Annotated in this window: 24 protein-coding genes and 3 pseudogenes; 23 read left to right on the plus strand and 4 right to left on the minus strand. The window is 66.4% G+C overall.

Annotated elements, in window-relative coordinates:
- Positions 1–85 precede the first annotated feature (85 nt).
- Genes ACM6JT_RS09235 through ACM6JT_RS09250 form a run of 4 tightly spaced genes read left to right on the plus strand, consistent with a single transcriptional unit; the run spans position 86 to position 3,564 of the window.
- Entirely contained in the window at positions 86–1,024 is a 939-nt protein-coding gene (locus ACM6JT_RS09235; protein ID WP_243566518.1) for a hypothetical protein, read from the plus strand.
- A complete protein-coding gene (locus ACM6JT_RS09240; RefSeq protein WP_414856323.1) occupies positions 1,021–1,980 on the plus strand; it encodes a hypothetical protein in 960 nt (319 codons plus the stop codon). The genes ACM6JT_RS09235 and ACM6JT_RS09240 overlap by 4 nt, the downstream gene beginning before the upstream one ends.
- Positions 1,967–2,509: a glycoside hydrolase family 19 protein gene (locus ACM6JT_RS09245; protein WP_034179480.1), complete on the plus strand. Its 543-nt coding sequence runs from the start codon at positions 1,967–1,969 to the stop codon at positions 2,507–2,509. Before ACM6JT_RS09240 ends, ACM6JT_RS09245 begins: the two co-directional genes overlap by 14 nt.
- Before the next feature lie 47 nt (positions 2,510–2,556).
- On the plus strand, positions 2,557–3,564 hold the full coding sequence (locus ACM6JT_RS09250; RefSeq protein WP_175750355.1) for a GNAT family N-acetyltransferase: 1,008 nt from the start codon (positions 2,557–2,559) through the stop codon (positions 3,562–3,564).
- 270 nt (positions 3,565–3,834) lie between these two features.
- Here ACM6JT_RS09250 and fnr read toward each other — a convergent pair whose 3' ends face one another.
- Positions 3,835–4,590, minus strand: coding sequence for a fumarate/nitrate reduction transcriptional regulator Fnr (gene fnr / locus ACM6JT_RS09255; protein WP_414856730.1), 756 nt, complete (start codon positions 4,588–4,590; stop codon positions 3,835–3,837).
- On the opposite strand from fnr, the gene ACM6JT_RS09260 reads away from it, so the two are divergent.
- The 4 genes from ACM6JT_RS09260 to ftsH all read left to right on the plus strand — a co-directional run bounded on the left by ACM6JT_RS09260 (position 4,475) and on the right by ftsH (position 8,359).
- On the plus strand, positions 4,475–4,897 hold the full coding sequence (locus ACM6JT_RS09260) for a hypothetical protein (protein ID WP_243712273.1): 423 nt from the start codon (positions 4,475–4,477) through the stop codon (positions 4,895–4,897). The two genes, fnr and ACM6JT_RS09260, sit on opposite strands and share 116 nt — an antisense overlap.
- A 324-nt stretch (positions 4,898–5,221) precedes the next feature.
- Positions 5,222–5,869 carry a BON domain-containing protein gene (locus ACM6JT_RS09265; RefSeq protein WP_034179482.1) on the plus strand — a complete coding sequence of 216 codons (648 nt, stop codon included), beginning with the start codon at positions 5,222–5,224 and terminating at the stop codon, positions 5,867–5,869.
- A gap of 39 nt (positions 5,870–5,908) precedes the next feature.
- Positions 5,909–6,418: a BCAM0308 family protein gene (locus tag ACM6JT_RS09270; protein ID WP_414856324.1), complete on the plus strand. Its 510-nt coding sequence runs from the start codon at positions 5,909–5,911 to the stop codon at positions 6,416–6,418.
- Positions 6,419–6,451: 33 nt separating this feature from the next.
- The gene (ftsH, locus tag ACM6JT_RS09275; RefSeq protein ID WP_414856325.1) at positions 6,452–8,359 is read left to right on the plus strand and encodes an ATP-dependent zinc metalloprotease FtsH; all 1,908 of its coding nucleotides are present in this window, start codon (positions 6,452–6,454) and stop codon (positions 8,357–8,359) included.
- Positions 8,360–8,415: 56 nt separating this feature from the next.
- Here ftsH and ACM6JT_RS09280 read toward each other — a convergent pair whose 3' ends face one another.
- Complete coding sequence (locus ACM6JT_RS09280; protein ID WP_414856326.1) at positions 8,416–10,209, minus strand: adenosylcobalamin-dependent ribonucleoside-diphosphate reductase; 1,794 nt, start codon at positions 10,207–10,209, stop codon at positions 8,416–8,418.
- 115 nt (positions 10,210–10,324) lie between these two features.
- Between ACM6JT_RS09280 and ACM6JT_RS09285 the strand changes: the two are divergent.
- From ACM6JT_RS09285 to ACM6JT_RS09315, 7 genes and pseudogenes are all read left to right on the plus strand, one after another.
- A pseudogene (locus ACM6JT_RS09285) lies at positions 10,325–10,429 on the plus strand (1-phosphofructokinase family hexose kinase); the annotation flags it as partial.
- A 117-nt stretch (positions 10,430–10,546) separates the two neighbouring features.
- Complete coding sequence (locus ACM6JT_RS09290) at positions 10,547–11,335, plus strand: polysaccharide deacetylase family protein (RefSeq protein ID WP_414856327.1); 789 nt, start codon at positions 10,547–10,549, stop codon at positions 11,333–11,335.
- Positions 11,328–12,575, plus strand: a complete 1,248-nt coding sequence (locus ACM6JT_RS09295) for a putative glycoside hydrolase (RefSeq protein ID WP_414856328.1) — start codon at positions 11,328–11,330, stop codon at positions 12,573–12,575. Before ACM6JT_RS09290 ends, ACM6JT_RS09295 begins: the two co-directional genes overlap by 8 nt.
- Positions 12,521–14,732 (plus strand): annotated as a pseudogene (locus ACM6JT_RS09300) (exo-beta-N-acetylmuramidase NamZ domain-containing protein). Before ACM6JT_RS09295 ends, ACM6JT_RS09300 begins: the two are co-directional and overlap by 55 nt.
- A 336-nt stretch (positions 14,733–15,068) precedes the next feature.
- On the plus strand, positions 15,069–15,533 hold the full coding sequence (locus tag ACM6JT_RS09305; protein WP_414856329.1) for a hypothetical protein: 465 nt from the start codon (positions 15,069–15,071) through the stop codon (positions 15,531–15,533).
- Between the two features lie 13 nt (positions 15,534–15,546).
- Entirely contained in the window at positions 15,547–15,696 is a 150-nt protein-coding gene (locus tag ACM6JT_RS09310; protein ID WP_235212438.1) for a BON domain-containing protein, read from the plus strand.
- Between the two features lie 91 nt (positions 15,697–15,787).
- Positions 15,788–16,237, plus strand: a complete 450-nt coding sequence (locus ACM6JT_RS09315; RefSeq protein WP_034179488.1) for a CBS domain-containing protein — start codon at positions 15,788–15,790, stop codon at positions 16,235–16,237.
- 500 nt (positions 16,238–16,737) lie between these two features.
- Here the strand turns inward: ACM6JT_RS09315 and ACM6JT_RS09320 are convergent.
- Positions 16,738–17,388 (minus strand): annotated as a pseudogene (locus ACM6JT_RS09320) (ISNCY family transposase); the annotation flags it as partial.
- A 155-nt stretch (positions 17,389–17,543) separates the two neighbouring features.
- Positions 17,544–17,873: a helix-turn-helix domain-containing protein gene (locus tag ACM6JT_RS09325; protein WP_175899081.1), complete on the minus strand. Its 330-nt coding sequence runs from the start codon at positions 17,871–17,873 to the stop codon at positions 17,544–17,546.
- A gap of 500 nt (positions 17,874–18,373) precedes the next feature.
- On the opposite strand from ACM6JT_RS09325, the gene ACM6JT_RS09330 reads away from it, so the two are divergent.
- The 8 genes from ACM6JT_RS09330 to ACM6JT_RS09365 all read left to right on the plus strand — a co-directional run bounded on the left by ACM6JT_RS09330 (position 18,374) and on the right by ACM6JT_RS09365 (position 21,977).
- Positions 18,374–18,586 carry a hypothetical protein gene (locus ACM6JT_RS09330; protein ID WP_175899083.1) on the plus strand — a complete coding sequence of 71 codons (213 nt, stop codon included), beginning with the start codon at positions 18,374–18,376 and terminating at the stop codon, positions 18,584–18,586.
- Positions 18,583–18,723 carry a hypothetical protein gene (locus ACM6JT_RS09335; RefSeq protein ID WP_414856330.1) on the plus strand — a complete coding sequence of 47 codons (141 nt, stop codon included), beginning with the start codon at positions 18,583–18,585 and terminating at the stop codon, positions 18,721–18,723. The genes ACM6JT_RS09330 and ACM6JT_RS09335 overlap by 4 nt, the downstream gene beginning before the upstream one ends.
- Before the next feature lie 230 nt (positions 18,724–18,953).
- Positions 18,954–20,048, plus strand: coding sequence for a protein rep (locus ACM6JT_RS09340; RefSeq protein WP_034179491.1), 1,095 nt, complete (start codon positions 18,954–18,956; stop codon positions 20,046–20,048).
- Positions 20,026–20,196, plus strand: a complete 171-nt coding sequence (locus tag ACM6JT_RS09345; RefSeq protein WP_414856331.1) for a hypothetical protein — start codon at positions 20,026–20,028, stop codon at positions 20,194–20,196. Before ACM6JT_RS09340 ends, ACM6JT_RS09345 begins: the two co-directional genes overlap by 23 nt.
- Positions 20,197–20,243: 47 nt before the next feature.
- Positions 20,244–20,588: a hypothetical protein gene (locus ACM6JT_RS09350; protein ID WP_034179492.1), complete on the plus strand. Its 345-nt coding sequence runs from the start codon at positions 20,244–20,246 to the stop codon at positions 20,586–20,588.
- 2 nt (positions 20,589–20,590) lie between these two features.
- The gene (locus tag ACM6JT_RS09355) at positions 20,591–20,863 is read left to right on the plus strand and encodes a hypothetical protein (protein ID WP_034179493.1); all 273 of its coding nucleotides are present in this window, start codon (positions 20,591–20,593) and stop codon (positions 20,861–20,863) included.
- Entirely contained in the window at positions 20,851–21,336 is a 486-nt protein-coding gene (locus ACM6JT_RS09360; protein WP_414856332.1) for a hypothetical protein, read from the plus strand. The genes ACM6JT_RS09355 and ACM6JT_RS09360 overlap by 13 nt, the downstream gene beginning before the upstream one ends.
- A complete protein-coding gene (locus ACM6JT_RS09365; protein ID WP_175751534.1) occupies positions 21,336–21,977 on the plus strand; it encodes a hypothetical protein in 642 nt (213 codons plus the stop codon). The genes ACM6JT_RS09360 and ACM6JT_RS09365 overlap by 1 nt, the downstream gene beginning before the upstream one ends.
- Positions 21,978–21,998 lie beyond the last annotated feature (21 nt).

Genomic DNA, 21,998 nt, shown 5'->3' on the forward strand with positions numbered 1-21,998 from the left:
GGACGCACCGCCCGAAGCGGACGGTACGAACACGGCCGCATCGAGGCGCGATCTGATCGGGCAGTTGCAAATCGAATGCAATGCGATGGCGCGCTACGCATTGCAGCACGGCATCGCGGTGGCGCCCGATCTGATCGCGCAGTTGTCGATGCTGATGGTCGCGGCGTCGCGCGCCGCGGCTGAATCCGCGGCGGACGATGCGTCGTCCGTGCACGGCGCATCGTATGCGCTTGCCGCGATTCATCGCCGGCTCGCGGTCGCGATCGCGCCCGCGACGCCGCAGGCGGTCACGCTGCTCGACGGCGAACTGCGCGTCCGTTCGCGCTTCGCGTGGCTCGGCCCGGTACCGCTGATCCGCGCGCTGACGCTCTCCGCCGCGACGTTTCTGGTCGCGGTGATTGCGACGTCGCTGTCGCCGGAAGTGTCGGTCGCGAACATCGATCAGGGGTTTCTCGATTCGCACGGCACCCGGCTGCTGTGGAATGCGCTGTTCCTGATGTTCTGCGCCGGGCTCGGCGCGTCATTCGCCACGCTGTTCCAGGCTCATCGCTACGTCGCGAATTCGACATACGACCCGAAGTACGACGCGTCGTACGGCGCGCGGCTGATTCTCGGCGTGATCGCCGGCCTGATTCTCGTCGAGCTGCTGCCGCCGCACCTGTACGACGGCGCAAGCACGCGCAGCTTCGGCAAGCCGGCGCTTGCGATGCTCGGCGGTTTCTCGGCGACCGCCGTGCATCGGCTGCTGCACCGGCTCGTCGAAACGCTCGAGACGCTCGTGCGCGGCGACACGGCGGCCGCCGCGCAAGCGACCTTCGAAGCGCATCGCGCCCATGCGGCGACCGAGCGCGTGCAATGGCAAAGCGAACTCGCGGCGGATCTGCTGCGGCTTCAGCAATCGCTCGAAACGGGGATGCCGGCCGATGCGGTCAAGCAGCGGCTCGCCGAATTCACACGCGCGATGCTGTCGGCAGACGCGCCGCGCACGGGCCGTCAGGACGGCGCAAACGCAATCGGGGAATGACCATGCTCTTTCTTTACAACTGGCCGTCGTGGCTGATGGGGCTCTTCGTCGTGACCGCGACCGTCGCGGCCGCACTGGCCGGCTACGCGCTGTTCCGCCGCATCGCGCCGGTCGACCTGCATCCCGAGCAGCGCGCGATGGCGCTCACGATGGTGTCGGTCATCACGACGATCAACTCGCTGCTCGTCGCGTTTTCGGCGATCAGCGTGTGGGACGCGTACAACAGCGCGGAGCGCACCGTCGACGCGGAAGCGACCGCGGCCGGCGAGCTGTCGCGCGATCTCGCCGCATTCGGCGATCCGGTCGCCGACGCCGCCTCGGGCGCGCTGCGCGCCTACCTCGACGGTGTCGTCCGTTACGAGTGGCCGACGATGCAGCAGCACGCGAGTGCGGATGCGCAGACGGCGGCCCGCTTCGATCGCCTGTTCGACATGGCCAACCGGATTGAACCGCGCAGCGAAAGGCAGCGCGTGCTGCTCGGCGAGGTGCTCGCACGCGTCAACGAGATGGCAAAGCATCGCGAACAGCGCCTGCTGACGCTCGACGTCGCGATGCCGGCCACGCTGTGGGGCGTGGTGCTGCTCGCGAGTGTCGTGTCGTTTCTGCTCCTTTACATCCTTCCGGGCACGCGCTTCAACATCGCGCTCGTCGCGAGCTGGGCGCTCACGCTCGGACTCGCGTTCTTCTTCGTGCTTGCCGTCGATCGTCCGTTCGCAGGCGAAGTCAGCGTCAAGCCGGAGCCGCTGCGCGCGATCGTCGCCGCGATCGACGCGCAAGCGCAGCGAACAGGGCCGGCCGCGCATCGCAACGTTCCGCCTTCGCCGCGCAGCCCGACGCGCTCGCAGGTGGACGACGCAGCCGCGTTGACTGCCTCGACCGTTTCATTACCGCCGAGCGCATCCGCCGCGGCCTCGCTCGCCCATGCCTCGCAAGGAGAACGCGATGACATCCGATGAATTCCAGTCTGCCGCCGCCGTATCCGCCGTGCTCGCGCAACGCTGGTATCCGGCACTTGCCGCCGCGATGGCCGAATTCGGCATCTCGACCCCCGGGCGTATCGCGGCCTTCGTCGCGCAAACCGGCCACGAGACGCTCGGCTTCACGCTCACGCGCGAGCTGTGGGGGCCGACAACTGCACAGCGCGCCTATGAACCGCCGTCGCGCAAGGCCGCCGAACTCGGCAACGTCCAGGCGGGCGATGGCAGGCGCTTCCTCGGACGCGGGCTCATTCAGATCACCGGGCGCGCGAACTACCGCGAATGCGGCAACGCACTCGGTGCCGATCTCGAGCGCCAGCCCGAACTCCTCGAACGGGAACCGCTGGCCGCGCGTTCGGCGGCCTGGTGGTGGGAACGGCACGGCTGCAACCTGATCGCCGACTCGGGCGATTTCGTGTCGCTGACGAGACGCATCAACGGCGGTGTCAATGGACTCGAAGACCGGATGCACCGATGGGCGATCGCTAAGAAGGCGATGTGCCTGTGAGCGTGCGGCATGGCGCAACGACTGACCAACCAACGGAGGGCAACATCATGAAGACGCGAATCTGGGGTAAGTGCGTATCGATGCAGGGCGTGCTGATTGCGGTGGCGGTGACAGTGGCGAGCGCGGCCATGCCTCGGCACGCATCGGCGGAAATCGAATGCCAGTCTGTCGCCGTGAAGACGGGCAAACAGTTGAACACCACATGGGGAAAGAATCTGCATCGTCTGGAAAGCAACGGCGGCGTCGACGCGATCGTCAACAGGATGTGCCAGCCGTACTGGGCCTACGCCGACGATTACTGGCTGTATGGCAACTATTACCCGCTCCACCGCAACCCGAAAACGCGGCAAAGCGAAGGCGCCCGCCTCTTCGTCGAATCGAGGTCGACGCAACCCGATCTGGCCAGATACCTTTGCAAGGATACCGGCGCGAACGGCGCGACGCCGTATGACAAGGCGAAGCCGGTCGGCGTATTCGCTTACGAGACCTTCGGAACGGACGAGTCACGGAAGAACGCGACCGACATCGCCAAGCAAGTCGAACTGCATGTGCTGTGCGTGGCGCCGGACGCGCGAAAAAAGGGGATGGGAATCGAGATCCTGAACGAGGCCGTGCAGCGCATGACCGAGGGCGTCAGCCACGACAAGAAGGTTCGCATGCAGTTGACCTCGCACGTGAAGGCGCACGACTTCTACGACCGGCTCGACATGACGTGCCGCGACGAGGAAGCGAGCGATTCCGTCGCGCGCGTCTACGAGCGCACACTGAAACCCGGTGATCGCATCAAGCGGCGCGATGCGATGTATTACGTGGACTGGAACGACGGCGGCCAATGCCGGCGCGTGACGTTCGGTTGCAGCAATCGAAATGAGTATGAACAGCTGCGACAACGCGCGTTCGACTCGGAAGATGGTTTCAAAAATTCCGATGACGCTGCGCATGTCAATGGAACGCTCGTGGTCGGCGCCTTTGCCCATGCCAACCGATGCAACGCCGATTCGGAGGAAATTGGCTATGAGGAGGTGATCCGGAACCTGGGCGGCCACGGCCAATGAGTCTCCGGCGGCTGCGTCGTCGCAAGATGTGCCGCATTCGACGGGTAGCGGCATGCTTCGAGTGGCGTCGTGCGACCGTCGGCGGCGCACGCACGACGCAGCCGATCGACCTGACTCGAAAGCGCTTTACATGGTCGGCGATCCGGGCAAGGTCCGACCAAGCCTGGCTCGTCGGCTGAACGGGAACGCTCATGCGCGAGCCTGTCGGATGTCCAGTGTGCAGAGGTCCGAGAGCCCCCGGAGCCTGCGTGCGACGCACCCGCAGCGAGGTCATATTTGCCCGAGACCGTCCGAATCGACGATGCGAATCTGCTTGCCGTGCGCCGCGACGAGCCCCTTGTGCTGGAACTTCGACAGCATGCGGCTGACCGTTTCGAGCTTCATCCCGAGATATTCTCCGATCTCGTCGCGCGTCATCCGCAACACGAATTCCGCGGCCGAGTAGCCGCGTGCCTTGAAGCGCGTGGAAAGGTTCAGCAGGAATTCGGCCACGCGCTGCTCGGCGGTCATCGTGCCGAGCAGCAGCATCAGCGCGGATTCGCGGACGATTTCGCCGCTCATCATCTGGTACACGTGATGTTGCATCGACCGTACTTCGCGGCACATCTGCTCGAGCTGGCCGAACGGAATGATGCAGACCGTGCTGTCCTCGAGTGCGATCGCGTCGCCGTTGTGGTGCCCGGTGTGCACGCCGTCGAGCCCGAGCGATTCGCCGACGATCGGGAAGCCGGTGATCTGCTCGTCGCCGTCGCGATGCATCATGGTGGTCTTGAACGAACCGGTTCTCACCGCATAGATGCTGTTGAACGCATCGCCCGCGCGAAACAGCGTTTCGCCGCGCCTGACGTGACGCGTCGTGCAGATCATTGCGTCGAGACGCGCGAAATCGTCAGGCGAAAGATCGGGCGGCATGCAGACGGTACGCAACGTGCACGTCGAGCAGCGGGACGTGGCGCGCTTCGGCTGGTCCGCCGGCTCGACGGGACGCAGCGGGATGAACGGGCGTAACGGATGCAACGGATGCAACGGCATGGTCGTCGAGACATTGGCATGGCTCTCCATGATCGGCTCCAATTCGTGGGGCAGCGGCGAATTGCTGTCGGGCAGGATCGCGCTGACTGTATTGCCGGCGGCCTTGGCGTCTGCCGCCTTCGTGAAGGGAGAACCCCACCGGACGGGCCAGGAGACCGATGCGCCGGTCTCGACGGTGATGCTGCCTTTGCGCCGGGAGGCACGTGTGTTTGTTGTTCTTGATGGGAAGTATGGATGCCGTGCAGCGCCAGGGAAATCAGCCGGCATTGAAGATGAGGTAGGTGATGCGGAAGGGTTGTAGGACGTTTCCTACAGCGGCGCGGCGGTGAACCCGTTGACCTGGCTCAATGCCTGCGGCGATGCCGTGCAGCATCTTGGATAACACCGATACCGTAAGAGGAATTTGCGAAGCGTTCCGGTTGCCACGGCTTTCGTGGAATCCGGTGTCGTGATTGTTTGGCGCACCGATCCATATCAACGGACAAATTCAGCCGTCGCACGCCCGCCGCCCGCTGTTGATTGATCCTCGTCAAGCTGCCCGAGCCGCCATGCGCGATGCTGGATGCGGTGCGGCACGGATCCGATTGCAAGACTCGCGATCGACACGGGCCGACGGGAGACCGCGATGAAGTCCGATGCAGCACTCAAGCAGGATGTCGAGCAGGCGCTTTTCTGGAATCCGGCGATCGATGCGCGCCAGATCGACGTCGACGTCCGCGACCGGATCGTCACATTGCGCGGCACGGTCGACAGCTGGGCCCAGAAACTCGAGGCGCAGAAAACGGCGCTGCATGTCGCGGACGCGCGCGCGCTGGTACTCGAACTGAACGTTGCACCGCCGGAGAACGCCTGCGCCGATCAGGAGCTGGCGATCGCGATCACGTTCGCGCTCGGCTGGCAGGACGCGTTGCGCGATCACAAGATTCGCGTCGAGGTCGATCACGGCTGCGTGACGCTCGACGGCGAAGTGGATCACGCGTTCCAGAGCCGTGCGGCGGAAGCGATGGTGAGCCGGATGATCGGCGTCGTCGGCGTGGCGAACCGCATCCAGGTGCGTGCCGATCATACGGTGCCGGACGTCGGCGCGCGGATTGCCGAAGCGCTCGCGCGACGCGCACAGCGTGAATCCGCGGGGATTTCGATCGATGCGGTCGACGGCATCGTCACTTTGACGGGCACGGTCGCGTCGCTGGCGGAAAGGCGTGCCGCGTGCGGCGCGGCAGGGTCGGTCAGGGGTGTTCGCGAAGTCGTCGACCGGCTCACCGTTGCCTGACCGGCTTGCTCGTACTGCCCACTACAGGGAGAAACAGCAATGAACCGTTCAAATTCCGGCCCCGGTCGAAACTACCTGCGCCGCGACCAGCGCATGCCGCCGCATACGAAGGACAGTTATCGCGATCGGAAGCGGCCGAAGGGCGACAGGATCTGCGAAGGCTGCGGCGCCGTCTGCGACGAGGGCCGCTGGACCTGGTACGCGACTCCGCTCGACCGGCGGCAGCTCGAATGCCCGGCCTGCAAGCGCATGCGGGAAAACGCACCGGCGGGCGAACTGGTATTGCATGGCGATTACGTGCGCGCGCACCGGTCGGCGATCCTCGAACTGCTCGAGCATCAGGCGGACCTGGAGACGAGCGAACATGCGCTCGAACGCATCATGGAAATCGAGAAATCCCGCGATACGCTCGTCATCCGGACGACGGGCATGCATATGGTGCGGCGCCTGGGCGAAGCATTGCTGCATGCGCATCACGGCAATCTCGCGCTCAACTATCGCGACAGCGAGGACATGCTGCGCGCGCAATGGACACGTGACGATGCATGACCTGGCCTGCGCCCGTCGTGCAGGATCAATGCAATGAAGAAAACATTCGACTATTCCGCGCTGCTGATCCCGATCGCCTTCGGCGTACTGATTGCGGTTCAATTGCTGATGCGTCAGCCGGAGGCGACGTCGATTTCGTACAGCGACTTTCACCGCCTGGTCGACGCGCGTCTCGTCGACGATCTGGAGATCGGTCAGTCGTCGATCTCGGGCGCACTGCGCATGCCCGAAGCCGGCCCGATGCTGCCGGCCTCCGACGCGATTGCCGTGAAAAAGGCCGGACCGCCGTGGCGCTTCACGACGAGCCGGGTAGCCGACGACCGCCTGGTCGCCACGCTGACGGCCGCCGGCATCCGCTATCGCGGGATGCCGGATTCGAGCTGGATCGAGACGCTTGCAACGTGGGCGTTTCCGGTGATCGCCTTCGTACTGGTGTGGAACTTCATGATGCGCAGGCCGGGCGGGGTAAGGGACCTGAGCGGCATGGGAAAAAGCCGGGCACGCGTCTATGTGCAGCAGGAAACCGGCATCACGTTCAGCGACATTGCGGGCATCGACGAGGCGAAGGCCGAGTTGCAGCAGATCGTCGCGTTCCTGCGCGAACCCGAACGCTATCAGCGGCTCGGCGGCAAGATTCCGAAGGGCGTGCTGATCGTCGGCGCGCCCGGCACCGGCAAGACACTGCTCGCGCGCGCGGTCGCCGGCGAGGCGGCGGTGCCGTTTTTCTCGATCAGCGGCTCGGCATTCGTCGAGATGTTCGTCGGCGTCGGCGCGGCTCGCGTGCGCGATCTGTTCGAACAGGCGCAGCAAAAGGCGCCGTGCATCGTGTTCATCGACGAACTCGATGCGCTCGGCAAGGCGCGCGGCGTCGGCTTGATGTCCGGCAACGACGAGCGCGAGCAGACGCTGAATCAGTTGCTCGTCGAGATGGACGGCTTTCAGGCGAATTCCGGCGTCATCATCATGGCCGCGACCAACCGGCCGGAGATCCTGGATCCCGCGCTGCTGCGCCCCGGACGTTTCGACCGGCACATCGCGATCGACCGGCCGGACCTGAACGGACGCAAGCAGATTCTGGCCGTGCACACGAAGCGCGTGAAGCTTGCCCCCGAAGTCGATCTGGCCGAGCTGGCATCGCGCACGCCGGGATTTGTCGGTGCCGATCTCGCGAATGTCGTCAACGAGGCCGCGCTGCATGCGGCCGAACTCGGCAAACCGGCGATCGGGATGGCCGACTTCGACGAGGCGATCGATCGCGCGATGACGGGCATGGAGCGCAAGAGCCGCGTGATGAACGAGCAGGAGAAGCGCACCATTGCGTACCACGAGTCGGGCCACGCGCTCGTCGCGCAAAGCCGCGCGCACTGCGATCCGGTGAAGAAGGTGTCGATCATCCCGCGCGGCATCGCGGCACTCGGCTATACGCAGCAGGTGCCGACCGAGGATCGCTACGTGCTGCGCAGGAGCGAATTGCTCGACCGGCTCGACGTATTGCTCGGCGGGCGGGTGGCCGAGGAAATCGCGTTCGGCGACGTGTCGACCGGCGCGCAGAACGATCTCGAGCGGGCGACCGCGCTCGCCCGGCACATGGTCATGCAGTACGGGATGAGCGACAAGATCGGCCTGTCGACGTTCGACGACGCTGCATCGCAGGGCCGGGTGCCCGGCGCATGGACGCCGGGCGACGGCCGTTGCAGCGAACACACGGCGCAACTGATCGACGAGGAGGTGCGCGCGCTGCTCGAGGATGCGCACGTGCGGGTCGCGGCAACGCTCGGCGAGCACCGCGACGCGCTCGAACGGATTGCCCAGTGCCTGTTGCTGCACGAGTCGATCGATCACGACATGCTGACGGCGCTCATTGCGGGGCCGGACGATGCCGACGAGCCGGGCCGGCCCGCGGAAGCAGAATCGGCGGCGACAACGGGCGCTCCCGTCTGAACGGTTGCCCGCTTCGTGCCGAACTGCCGAACGCTTCCGGCCGGCAATCGTGTCGTTCAGCAGTTGATGCAGACGGCGCCGTCGCGCTGTTGCGCGGCGTCATCGGTGACGACCGACGCGAGCTGTGGATCGGGCCGGAACACCGTGATCCCCTTGAGCCGCTCGCGCCACGCCAGAAAGAACAGTTCGTCGACCTGGGAAAGCGAACACTGGCCGGGCATCGTCACGGTCTTCGAGATGCCGGCGTCGATGCAGGGCTGCAGCGCAGCGAGCATCGCGACATGATCGGCCGGTGCGATATCCGCCGCGGTGACGAAATAGTCGGGCAGCCGGACATTGTCGCCATGCAGTTCGCGAAACAGCCGGTAAGCGTGATTCTCGACACGAAACGGACGGACGCGTCCGTCCGTGGTGCGGACCATTCGACGCTGCGTCCAGCCGACGGCCGGTTCGATCCCGTTCGAACAATTGTCGCAAAACGCGAGACTCACGCTGCCGGCCGGCGCGAACGACAGCAGATGGCTGTTGCGCAGCCCGTGCCGTGCGATCGCGTGATGCACCTTCAGCGGCAGGAGCATGCGGTTTGCGGGGCCGGCCAGATAGGCGGCCGGATCGTAGGCCGGAAACGCGCCGCGCTCGGCGGCAAGCGCGGCCGATGCGGCAAACGCATGCTCGCGCATCGTCAGCGCGATACCGCGCGCAAACGCGCGCGCTTCGGCGCTGTCATAGCGCAGCCGCAGCATCGTCAGCGCATCGCCAAGCCCCGTTACGCCGACACCGATGCGCCGCTTCCGGTGCGCCTCGCGCTCGTGCGCGGCGAGTGGCCAAGCGGTCAGGTCGAGCACGTTGTCGAGCATGCGTACCTGGATACGCACCGCATCGGCGAGCGTCGCGAAGTCGAAGCGTGGCTTGCCGTCGACACCGAACGGGTGGTGAACGAAGCGCGACAGGTCGATCGGCCCCAGCACACAGCTGCCATGGGACGGCAGCGGCTGCTCGCCGCACGGGTTCGTCGCGTCGATCCGCTCGTGTTCGCGCAGCGGATTCGCATCGCGGATCGTATCGAGGAACAGCAGCCCGGGCTCGGCGCTGTCGCGCGCGGCGTTGACGATCTCATGCCACAGCGTACGGGCCGGAACCGTCGCGTAAAGGTAACGCTCGTCCGGCTGCCGGGACGGTGCGCCGGACGAGCAATAGCGCGGCGCATCATGGACGAGCGCCCACGGCCGGTCGTACGCGACCGCCTCCATGAACGCGTCCGTGATGCCGACCGACAGATTGAACGTCGGCCAGCGCGATCGTCCGCGCTTGGCCGTAACGAACGCGACCAGGTCCGGATGATCGCATCGCAGCACACCCATTTGCGCGCCCCGGCGCGGACCGGTGAACGGCAGCGCGCGGCACATCGCATCGAAGCGGTCGATTGCCGCGCACACGCCTTGTTCGGATGCGAGACGTCGCTGGTAAGCGTCCGCGGGCGGCACCGGCGAGAAGTCGTAGCCGATTCCGCCCCCCATCAGCAGCGTGTGCCGTGCGTCGTCGAGCGCGCGCTCGAGCGCTGCGTCGACGGCCTGCACGGGCATCTCGGCTGGAATCTCGAGTGGATGGACGAAGCAGTTGACCATCGTTCCGCCCGTCTGCGCGCCTGCATTCGCGAGGATGCGGCCGGCGCCGATCGCCCCGCGCATCAGATTCAGAAAGAACGCGCGCTCGGCCTGTATGCGAAGCTCCGCCGGCTCGGCGAGCGACAGCGCATGGGCGACGCGCCTGAATACGGCCGCGTGGGACGTTTCGCCGGACTGCGCATAGCGTTCGGCGAACACGGTGGTGCAAAGCGACTGCTCGTCCATGGCGAGGCTCCGCGACGGCGAATGATTCACTGTAAGGGCCTGCCGGCACGCGTCGTTGATCGAGCGCAATCCGGCGCCTTTGCGGCGTTGCTTGACCGCCGTCAACGCTGCGCCCGCGCTGGCGGCATCGGCTGCTTCGGTCAAGCATCCCGGCACGGCGCTTTGCACACGCGACGATGTCGAGCGGATTCATGCCGAACTGGTTGCCGAAGCAACCTGACGCGGATGCCGCCAGGCACGTGCGCGGTATCGTCGTCGTGCGAACGGTTGTTGACCTGGCTCAGCGAGCGCGCGGCGCGATCGGGAAGAATAGGGCAGCGATTCCCCGAGGTGCGCCATGGTCTTACGCTTGATCGTCTGTCTGTTCGTTCTGTCGTGCGTGCTGCCGGCCGCGTCGGCCGACGCCGTCGTGCCGGCGCCGCAACGCGTGCTGATTCTCGTCTATCACCGGTTTGCAGCGGAGCGCCTGGATTCGATGACGGTGCGTACCGAGACATTCCGCAACCAGTTGCATGCGATCGAGGCAAGCGGCTATCGCATCGTGCCGCTCGCCGACGTGGTGCGCTGGCATGGCGGCCAGACGGATGCGGTGCCGGCGCGGGCGGTCGCGATCACGGTCGACGACGGTCACCGTTCCGTCTACGAGATACTGCGCCCGTTGCTGGCCCGGCACCCGGTACCGGTCACGCTGTTCGTCTATCCGTCGGCAATCTCCAACGCCAGCTACGCGATGACGTGGGAACAGCTGCGCGCGCTTGGCGGATCCGGTGGATTCGACATCGAGTCTCATACGTACTGGCATCCGAATTTTCACACCGAACGCGCCCGGCGCACCGCGGACGACTACCGGCGTTTCGTGTCCGTCCAGTTGAGCCGCTCCCGCGAACGGCTCGAGTCCGAAACCGGCAAGCCGATCCGGCTGCTGGCCTGGCCATTCGGCGTCCACGATGAAGAAACCGACCAACTGGCCGCTCGCGAAGGTTATGTCGCCGCCTTCACGCTCGGTGCGCGTCCCGTTCGGCTCACGGACCCGGCAATGGCACTGCCGCGTTATCTGATGACGGATGCATGCGACGCACGATGCATGAACGGATTGCTGCAAACCGCCGGGGGAAGCCATGATTGACCGCCTGATCGCCTGCGTCCTGCTGTTGCTCGCCGGTTTCGCCGCGCAGGCGGCACCGGTGACGATCACGGTCGTCGATGCCACGAACTGGCACCCGCTGGCCGGTGCGATCGGCTATGCGTCCGGCGTGAGCCGAACCGCGGACGGCGACGGAGCGTTTTCACTGGAAGTCGAGACGACCGGTACACGCTTGAGCGTGCGTGCGCCGGGCTATGCACGAACCGAAGTCGAACTGACGGCGGCCGGGGTCACGCATACGATTCGCATGACACCCGTGCGTCCGAAAGCGGTCTACCTGTCCGCCTATGGCATCGCGGACCGTACGCTGCGCGACGCGGCGCTCGCGCTGCAGGGCCGCACGGCAGTCAACGCGTTCGTGATCGACGTGAAGGGCGATCGCGGAATGACCCCTTATCGCAGCGCGGCACGCGAAGCGATCGGCGCGGCAAGCGATCCGGCACCGCGCGTCGCCGACCTGGCGGGCCTGATCCGCACGTTTCATGCGCGCGGGTTGTACCTGATCGCCCGCATCGTCGTGTTCAAGGACGATCCGCTCGCGGCTGCCCGCCCGGACTGGGCGGTGCGCGATGCGGCCGGCGGGATCTGGCGCGATCGCGAGCATTTGCGATGGATCGATCCGACCGTGCAGGCGGCGTGGGCACACAACTTCGACGTCGCGGAAGAGGCGGCGAAGCTGGGTTTCGACGAGATCCAGTTCGACTACCTGCGCTTTCCCGATGCGAACAACCTGCGCTTCAGCGAGCCCAATACGGAAGCGAACCGCGTGGCCGCGATCACGGGATTCCTGGCGGGGGCGCGCGAGCGGCTGCGGCCGTACAACGTTTATGTGTCGGCCGACATCTTCGGCTACGTGTGCTGGAACGAGGACGACACGCACATCGGGCAACGGCTTGGCGCATTGGGCGGGGTGGTCGACTACATTTCGCCGATGCTGTACCCGTCGGGCTTTACGTGGGGCTTGCCCGGCTGCCGCAAACCCACCGATCATCCGGGCGAGATCGTCGAACGTTCGCTGACCGAAGCGATGCACCGCACGGGGCTCGCCGGCGTGCGCTTTCGGCCCTGGCTGCAGGCGTTTCGCGACTACGCGTTCGACCACCGGGAATTCGATGCGGATGAGATTCGCGCGCAGGTCGACGCCGCGGATGCGGCCGGCACGGACGGATGGATGCTGTGGAATCCGCGCAATCGCTACGATCCCGCTGCGCTGCCGCGCTGACCGGCACGCTGCTGCTCGCGCTGGCGCCCGTCTGCGCGCGGGCGGAAGTCGACCCGGCCGCGGCGCTACCGCCGGCCGCCGCGATCGACGCAGTCATTGCCGCCGAGATCGCCGATCGCCATCTTGCCGGCGCGGTCGTCGTGACGGGCGATGCGGACGGTGTGCCCGTACGTGTGGCCCGCGGCTTTCGTGTGACGGGCACGGCCGCCGAAGCGATGACGGCCGATACCGTCTTCGATCTCGCGTCGCTGACGAAGCCCGTGGCGACGGCCGTCGCCGTCATGCAGCTCGCGGAGCGCGGGGAGCTCGATCTCGATACTCCGGCCGCACACTACTGGCCTGCGTTCGCCGCGCGCGGCAAGGCGGGCATCACGCTTCGGCAGTTGCTCGCGCATACGTCCGGGCTGCCGCCCGGCGTGTCGTCGTCTCGCGCGCTGCGCAGCCGCGCGGCGGTGCTGGCCGACATCGTCGCGATGGCGCCCGATGCGCGTCGCGCCCACGGTCGTCCGGGATGGCCGCCTGATCAGGGGCCGGGTGCACGACCCGATCGCCGCCGCGATGGGCGGCGTGGCGGGCAACGCGGGCCTGTTCGCGAGCGCGGACGATCTCGCGCGCTTCGCACGCATGCTGCTGAACGGCGGCACACTCGGCTCGGCACGCGTGCTGAGCCGCGCCAGCATCACGACGCTCGAGACGCCGGCCACGCTCGATGCCGAAGGCGACCTGCGCACGACCGGCTGGGCAGTCGCGGCGCCGCTCGTCGCGAACCGCTACCGGCTGCCCGCGGTCGGCGCGCTGCAGCATCTCGGCTACACGGGCACCGCCCTGTGGATCGATCCGGTGACGCGCCGCTTCGCGGTCGTGCTGACGAGCCGGCTGTATCCCGATGAAACCGGCACCGCCGCGCCGTTGCGCGAGCAGGTGCTCGGCATCGTATCGAGCGGGGCGGGGCCCTCGACGTTGCCGCAGATCGCCACGCGCGCACCGACGATGGCCGAGGCCGTCGCCCGTAGCGGCCGGCTGCCGGCATCGCACGGACCGGTGCTGGCCGGCATCGACGTGCTCGCGGCGGACGGATTCGCGGCCGTGGCCGGCAAGCGCATTGCGCTGATCACGAATCGCAGCGGCTTCGACCGGTTCGGCACGCGCACCGCCGACCTGCTCGCGCACGCGCCGGGCGCACGGCTCGTTGCGCTGTTCGCGCCCGAGCACGGGCTCGGCACCGACGTGGACGAAACGTTCGGCGACACGATCGATGCCGCGACCGGCGTGACGGTTCACAGCCTCTACGGCAGCCACCGCCGGATCGCCCCCGAGTTGCTCGCCGATGCCGATGTGCTGGTGATCGACCTGCAGGATGCCGGCATACGCTTCTTCACTTACCTGGCCACGCTTGGTTATGCGCTCGAGGCGGCGGCTGCCGCGCATCGTCCGGTACTCGTGCTGGACCGTCCGAATCCGCTGGGCGCGGATGTCGTCGGCGGCCCGGTGGCGGATCCGGGGCCGCGCACGTTCACCGGCTATTTCCCGCTGCCGCTTCAGCACGGGATGACGATCGGCGAACTCGCGCGCCTGTTCAATGACCGGCTGCGAATCGGCGCCGCGCTTACCGTGGTGCCGATGGCGCACTACGCGCGCGCGATGGGCTTCGACGCCACCGGGCTGGGCTGGGTGCCGCCGTCGCCGAACCTGCGCGATACCGGCGCGCTGTCGCTGTATCCCGAGACGGGGCTCGTCGAAGGTGCGGCGCTCAGTGTCGGGCGCGGCACCGCGACGCCGTTCGGCGTGGTCGGCGCGCCGTGGATCGACGGCCTTGCACTCGCCGACGATCTTCGTGCGATGCGGCTCGGCGCGACCTTCGCGCCGGTTCGCTTCGTGCCGGCGGAAGGACCTTATCGCGGTGTACCGTGCGACGGTGTGCGCATTGCGCGACTGCCCGGCGCGGCAAAACCCGACGAAATAGGGCTCGCACTTGCACTCGTTTTGCACCGCCGGTATCCCGAACTGTTCCGGATCGACGCGATTCGCGCGTCGGTCGGTTCGCGCGAGGTCGCCGACATGCTGGAAGCGGGGCGGCCGCTCGACGACATCGAACGGGTCGTCGACACGCAGACGGCGGCGTTCGCGCAAGCGCGGGCGGCGTTTCTGCTGTACTGAATCCGCCGCGCGGGCACGTCGTTTGATACGCGCCGACGTAGGGCGAGTGCATTCAACCGAGTGTCCGGATAGGGCGCGAACGGCAATCCGAGGTGCTGCGCCAGGATCCGTCGCATGCTGTCCGCTTTCGTAAGACAACACCTCCATTCGTACTATCGATTTTATCGACGGTGACACGCGGACCTGCTCGCCAGCAGGGCCATGCGATCAACGTGACACTCAGGTTCGTGCGAAGGCGCTTCGTCTGGAGTTTGGGTGCATCCCGATCACCTTCGATCGATTGCTGACCTGCATCAAGAACGATTGGCCGACAAGCGCGAACATTGAGCGTTGTGCGTGGCGGTCAAGATCGACGTCGACACGGTTTCGTCCCGTTTGCGTCTTCACGTTCACAATACGGATCACATCATGCCCTCGACTTTCAAGGACACGGCCAATCACCCGATCATTTCCCCCTCGGGATCTGTCGCGCCTCATGGCGAACGGCCGGCCGATACGAATGCAGACAGGCTGTTGAGCCCCCATGAAATCGCGATCATGATGGTTCTCGCGAGCGAGCCGCCGTGCCGACCGGGCGACCCTGCCGATCTTCACTGCCTGGCTGAGCGCGGTCTCGTTCGGCTGGATACGACGTCGATAGCGGAAGCGCACGCCAGCCTGTCGACACACGGACACAGGATCGTCCTGCGCCTCATTGAACCGGGCCGGACGGATCAAAGCCGCGGCGAGGCCGTAACGGCCGCGCGTCGGGCGACGCCGGTCGCGACATCTACCGCGCGCTCGCACGGGCTTTCACACTGACCTGCATCAATTCTTGCCGGCGGTACTGCGCCTACCGTTGTTTTACCGGATGCGAAAAGGCGCCGACGATCATGATTCGCTGAGCGAACGGCAGCTTGTGTTCGATGCCGCCTGGCAGGCGCCGGGCGTGCGCGAAGTCGTCGATCGACTGTCGATCGCTTGATCGGTCAGGAGCAGGACAGACGTTGATCGACGGTCAAGGATGTCCGAGCCGCGGTGACGATTTGCGTCGCCCGGGACAACCAGGAGATGACATGAATGCTGCGATGCTCTGCACTCGCGATGTCGCCACGTGTTTCGCAACGATCACGGTCGTCGAGGCAGCCGAACGGATGCGCGATGCGCACGCTGGCGATCTGGTCGTGGTGCGCGAACGGGAAGGGCACCTTCTGCCGGTCGGCATGGTGACCGACCGCGACATCGTGCTCGCCGTGGTGAGCCCGGACGCGGAGGCGGGGGCGCTGTTCGTCGGCGACATCATGTCGGAACCCGTCGCGATCGCAAACGGCGACGAAGATGTCTGGCTGCTCGCAAAGCGCATGCGGCAGCATGGCATACGCCGGCTTCCGGTCGTCGGCGACGACGGCCAACTGGTCGGCATCGTCACGCTCGACGATCTGTTGCGTGCTGCCGCGGCGTTGCTCGACGAGTTGCGTCTCGTCGCGGCACGTCAGCCGTATTTCGAGGAGAAGCAGCGTGGGTAGCGCGCTCCGGCGCGCTTTCCGCTTTCCGATGCCGCGCCGCTGGCTTGCCGGCATCGGTCTTTGCGTACTGCTGTCGAGTGCCGCTACGTGGATCGGCGCGATTTACGACCACCCGATCAGCACGGCAATCGTTGACGGAATGAATACGGCGGAATGCGCGTCCGTGGGACAGCTGCGGGCAGGATCATTGCTGACTTCACCGATACCCGAGCACGACGTGTGCATGCCGCTTTTCGTTTATCGCGCGTCGTATGCCGACGCAGCGAGCAACGTGACGTCTTATCGCGCATGGATACTGGAGCAGCGCGTCGCAGAATTCTGGCGACTGATCGGATACGTGTTGCTGCTATCTGCAGCAATCTCGGCCGTCGTCGCGGTCTCGGCGGTGATCGTTCGTCGGCTGAGGTGACGGAGCGTGAAGGGCGGGGTATGGGCGCCGGGAAACCGGCAGGGACCGCACGCGGCAATGAACGGAGAATGGCGGTGGTGCGGCTCGGGCTGCGAAACACGCTGTGCTTGTCGCTGTCGAGCGCCCCAGGTTTGCCGTGCCGTTCGATGTACGCGCGCGTCGCTTCGAAGTAGCTGAAGGTCGATTCCGTCTGCGTGAAGTGCAGCATCATCAGCCGGCTCGTCGCGTCGTCCACATACACCAGCAGCGTGCAGGCTGGCGCCCGTTCCTCGAACCACCGATGGTCGCTGCCGTCGATCTGGATCAGTTCGCCCAGACAGGCTCGGCGCGCTCGCGGCTGATAAATCTTCGGCGGTCGCTGCCGGCGCGGCACCCATAAACCTGCCTCCGTCATCAGTTTCCTGACCGTCTCCTTGGCCAGCCGAATGCCGTGACATTCCCAGAGCTTCTCGCCGGCCAGCGTCGGCTCAAAATCGGCGTAGCGATAGTGGATGATCGACAGCGCCCGGTCGGCGGCTCCTGGGTCCAGCCGACGATTGCCGGGCTTCGATCGGTGTCCCGATACCAAACCCGCCGCGCCGTATTCCCGAAGCCGGGCGACCAGCCGGCGAATCTGCCGCGTCGTCAATTCCAGCCGTTCCGCTGCACGCCAAGGCTTGAGCTTGCCGTCTGCGACGTCCTGAATGACCTTGAACCTGTCCAGCTCGCGCATCGTCATCGTGATCCGCTCCGTTGTAGTCATCGCAGCCTCCGGCGCCGAACACCCGGCGGCCGAACAGCTTACGCGGCCCGAAAGCGGACATTTCTATGTAGCCAAAAGCGGACATTTCAATCTAGCCACTACAACCAGTCAATTCGATAATTCACGGCAAGTTAAATCGCTAATTACAGCTGGTGCTACACCTGTGGGAACCAAGCCCCACAAGCATTAGCGCGAAGCACCAGCGTGCGAAAACCCTCGGAAAATTTCTCCAAAGCACGCGTCCAGACTGCGCGGCGATCAGCGTCCTTAATCCATTCGATTTTCACCGTCGCGAGCACTTCAAACGGGCTCACGTCGAGTTTCTCCGCGATCTGCAAGCACATTTCTTCGGTGAACGTCTTGTGTCCGTTCCGCCAGCTGCTCACTGCCTGACGCGTGACGCCAAGTTCCTTTGCAAGCGCGTAGTCGGACGGCAGGTTGAGCCGTTCCTTCAATGCGTCGAGCCACTCACCAGTGGTTTTCATGACAGACCCCTTACATAAATCGTTGACCCGGTGTCAAGCGTAGGGAAACGGTTCCCGTTTTGCAACGGTTACTGTTTCGGACCGTTACGAATGGGTTGACGTGTCATCCGAATTGAACCTATTCTCCTGACCATCGCCCGGACCGGTGTCCTGACCCCATCGGAGAGCCCTGACGGGGGCTCAACCCGGGCGATTCCTCACACGGATGGGTCAGATCGGGGGCAGGTCATGCGAAACACACCGTTACAAACTCGCCGCGCCGCGCTGGGCGGCTACACGATCGAAGGCCCGTACGTACGGGCAGGGCGCGCCGGCTGGCTGCGCCGCCTCATTGGAAAAATCTTCCGCGCGGGGGCCTGATGCGCCAATCCGCCGCCTTCCTCGACTTGGGCTATACCGAGCCCGCCACGCCCCGCCGCTCGCGCGGGGGCGATTCCACCCCAATCCATCACGATCAGGCCGTAGGCGACCGTTCTGCGGCCGCCACGGCGCTGCGCCGCATGCGCGCGACCCTCGACGCAGGGAAGGGCTATCTGCCGTCCGATCAGGGCGTGCGGCCGGGCGACGATCCGTTCGCGCGCGCGCAGCTCGTGGCCGCGTACGAGCGGCTGCGCTCGGCGCTGGCCGTCTACAACCTGTACGCGGCCGATCTCGGCGTGCCGGCGGCCCGCGCGTATACGGGCGACGTTGAGGTGCGGGAGGCTGGTCGATGACCCGCATCTCCATGGGTGGCATCTGCCGCCGCTGCGGCGGCCGCTGGGTCAATGCCGCGCGCTGCCCGCGCTGCGGCCGCATCACGCGTATGGGCGCGTTCGGCCGCGCCTTCGGGATGGGGAGGGGCCGCAAGTGACCCACCCCGCAAAACCCGCCTCTGGTTTTCTTGGTATAAACGCGAAATCCATACACGCCCCCCGCACACCCAACACGGACGCGGTTTCACGGGCGAAAGCGAAATCCCGACTGCACGAACTGCTGCGCGTCTCGCAGGCGACCATCTACAACCCGGAAGCTGCGAAAGAGGCGCAGCACCGCACGTGCTGGTGCCAGCGCGCGCTTACGGCGCCCGGCGAAACGCTCGGCGTGCGCCGCAACGTCGACGGCTCGGGCGCGAGCCTCGCGGGCGTGTCGACGTGCGGTTCCGTGTGGGCCTGCCCGGTCTGCTCGCTGAAGGTCTGCATGCAGCGGCAAGGCGAGGTCGCGGACGGCATGAAGGCACACGTCGGCAACGGCGGTTACGTCTGGCTGATGACCAACACCTTCCCGCACGAAGCCGGCGAGCGCCCGCTCGCGGAAATGCTCGAGTTGCAGGCCAAGGCCATGCAGAAGTTCCAGAACTGCCGCACGTACAAACGGATCCTCGGCAAGGGCGTGCGCGCCGGCTCGATCAAGGCGCTCGAAATCACGCTCGGCGCGCACGGCTGGCACCCGCACACGCACTCGCTAGTGTTCGCGACGCCCGATGCGTTCGGCGACGTGCGCGAGGGCGACGACGGCCGCATGGCGTCGCGCCTGATCGACGAGCTCAAGGGCGCGTGGTACGCGGCGCTGCTGAAGGTCGGCCTCTGCACGCCGGCGCAGATGAGCGACGTGCTCGATCACGGCCTCGACGTGCGCGGCGGCCAGTACGCGGCTGAGTACGTCGCGAAGTTCGGCCGCGACACGAAGTGGGGCCTGTCGCGCGAGCTGACGATGAACGCGGCGAAGACCGGCGGCGGCCTGAAGGGCGCGCATCCGTTCCAGCTGCTCGAATGGGCGGCGAAGGGCGACGGCCAGGCGGCCGCGCAGTTCCGTGAGTACGTCGCGGCCTTCACGGGCCGCCGCATGCTGACGTGGACGCCCGGCCTGAAGGCGGCGCTCGGCCTGCACGAGCGCGAGGAATCCGACGAAGAGGTCGCGGCCGCGGCGCTGCCCGAAGAAGAGGTGGTCGGCGCGATCACGGCCGAAGACCTGTCGGTACTGACCGCGCGGAACATGCTCGGCCGCTTCCTCGCGTTCGTGTCGGAGTACTGCTACGACCCGTCGACCGCGCAGGCCGATATCGACGACTTCATGGCGTTCGCGCGCGAGCACGAGCGCAAGGCCAGCGGCACGATCAGCGCGCCGTACTGGAGCGCGCGCACACGCAAGATTTACGACCCGGAGAAAGAAGGCAATGAGCAACGGAACGCAGCGTGATATCGACGTGGCGCGTATCGCGGCCGCGAAGCGCGAGGCGAGCGAGCTGCGCGCGCTGTTCGACAAGCTGACGCCGGTCGAACGCATGCTCGCGGCGAAACAGATCGACAAGGTGCGGCGGCTGGTTGAGGCCGTCGAATCGCTGTAGACGGCACGCGGCCGGCCGTTCTCGGCCGCACTACCTGAGGTGTGACCATGAAACTTTCCGACATCCTGCACGACGCGCTCGGCGTCATCGAACTGCTGAAGCCGCACGTGCGCGACGACGGCGACCAGTACCACGCGCAGCTGGTGAACAGCCTGACGGCGGCGCACGGCGCGGCCGTCGAAGCCGAAGTGACGGCCGGCGCGCCGGTGGCCGATCCGGTGCTGACCGCGATCGCAGCGCTCGGCACGACGATCGAGCAGCTGGTGCCGTCGACGGCGCCCGTGCTCGAAGCGATCGAAGCGCTCGGTTCGCACCTGTCCGACCTGACGGCGACCGTGCACGACGTGCGCGCGGCGCTCGCGGCACCGGCCCCGCAACAACCGGCGGCCTGACCATGAGCGCGCCCGACAAGAGCTGCGTGTGCCCGGTGTGCGGCGGTCGGGCGCGCTGGTCGTTGATGAAGACCGGCCGTGTCTCGATCACGCACGCGGGCGACGCGTGCGGCGTGCAGATTTTCGCGCGCAGCGATGAGGCGGATGAGGTGATGCGCGACCGGTTCATTACCGCCAACGAACACAACGTACGTAACGTACGGGAGCCGGCGGAAGGTGGCCAGCCCGTAACGTACGTACAGGACGGGGAGGGCTTCGACGTATGGGCGAAGTAGTCGAATGGGAACTGCTGGAACGCCGCGCGGCATCCATGGCGTTCCAGGCACAGGAGGCGGCCGCCGCGCCGCTGCCGGGCGAGCCTGAACCGATCGACCCGGCCGACGAGCTGCTCGACATGCTCAAGATGGCCCGGGACTATCTGGCACCGCTGCTGCCGTACGTGCCGGCGATCTACAGCGATGAGGTGCTGGCCGAGCTGGCGGCGAAGACCGTGCCGGTGCTCGACAAATACGGCCTGTCGCTGTCCGGCGTGGGCGACCTGTTCGGGCCTGAGCTGCGCTTGCTGGTCGTCGTCGCGCCGCTCGCGTACGTGACGTACAAGACGCACAAGGCATACAAGGCGGCCGAGCAGGAAGCGCGCACCGTCGACGCGGCGCCGGCGGCCGCGCCGGCACCGGCACCGGCACCTGCGCGCGCCGTGGTGCCGGTGCGAGACACCGGCGGGCAACTTCAACCTCAGGGGGCGTGATGGCGGATGGATCGCGGAACACGGCGAAAATCATCGCCGTGATGGGTGCATCGGGGTCGGGTAAGTCGGCGTGGATCAAGCAACAGATCCGCGCCGGCAACCCGGCCCGATTGCTTGTGTGGGACCCGCAGGAAGAGTTCGGCGCGTTCGGCCGCGAGGTCGCTGACCCGGCCGAGCTGACGAAGGCGGTGCGCGAGGCGGGCGAGGGCGGCTATCGGCTCGTCTACCGCCCGGGCAAGGCGTTCAGTACGTACGGCGACAAGTTCGACCTGTTCTGCAGCGTCGCGTACCTGTCGGGCAACGCCTGCGTCGTCGTAGACGAGCTCGGCGACGTGACGGAACCGAGCCGGGCGCCGGACGGCTGGTCGGTGCTGTCGCGCAAGGGCCGGCATCGCGGCTTGACCGTGTTCGGCGCGGCGCAGCGGCCGGCGAACATCGACAAGGATTTCATCGGCAATAGCTCGATGGTGCACTGCTCGCGCCTGTCGTACGAGACGGATATCAAGGTGATGGCGAACGCGCTCGGCGTGCCGGTGCAGGAAGTGCGGGATCTGAAGGCTGATCCGGACGCCGTCGACTTCGACTTCATCGAGCGCAACATGCAAACCGGCGCGGTGCGCCGCGCAAAACTGACCTTCTGAGAGTCGTTCGTAACGTTACGG

It is taken from the genome of Burkholderia sp. IT-111MI5 (assembly GCF_949752865.1).
In the GTDB taxonomy this organism is placed as follows: domain Bacteria; phylum Pseudomonadota; class Gammaproteobacteria; order Burkholderiales; family Burkholderiaceae; genus Burkholderia; species Burkholderia pyrrocinia_C.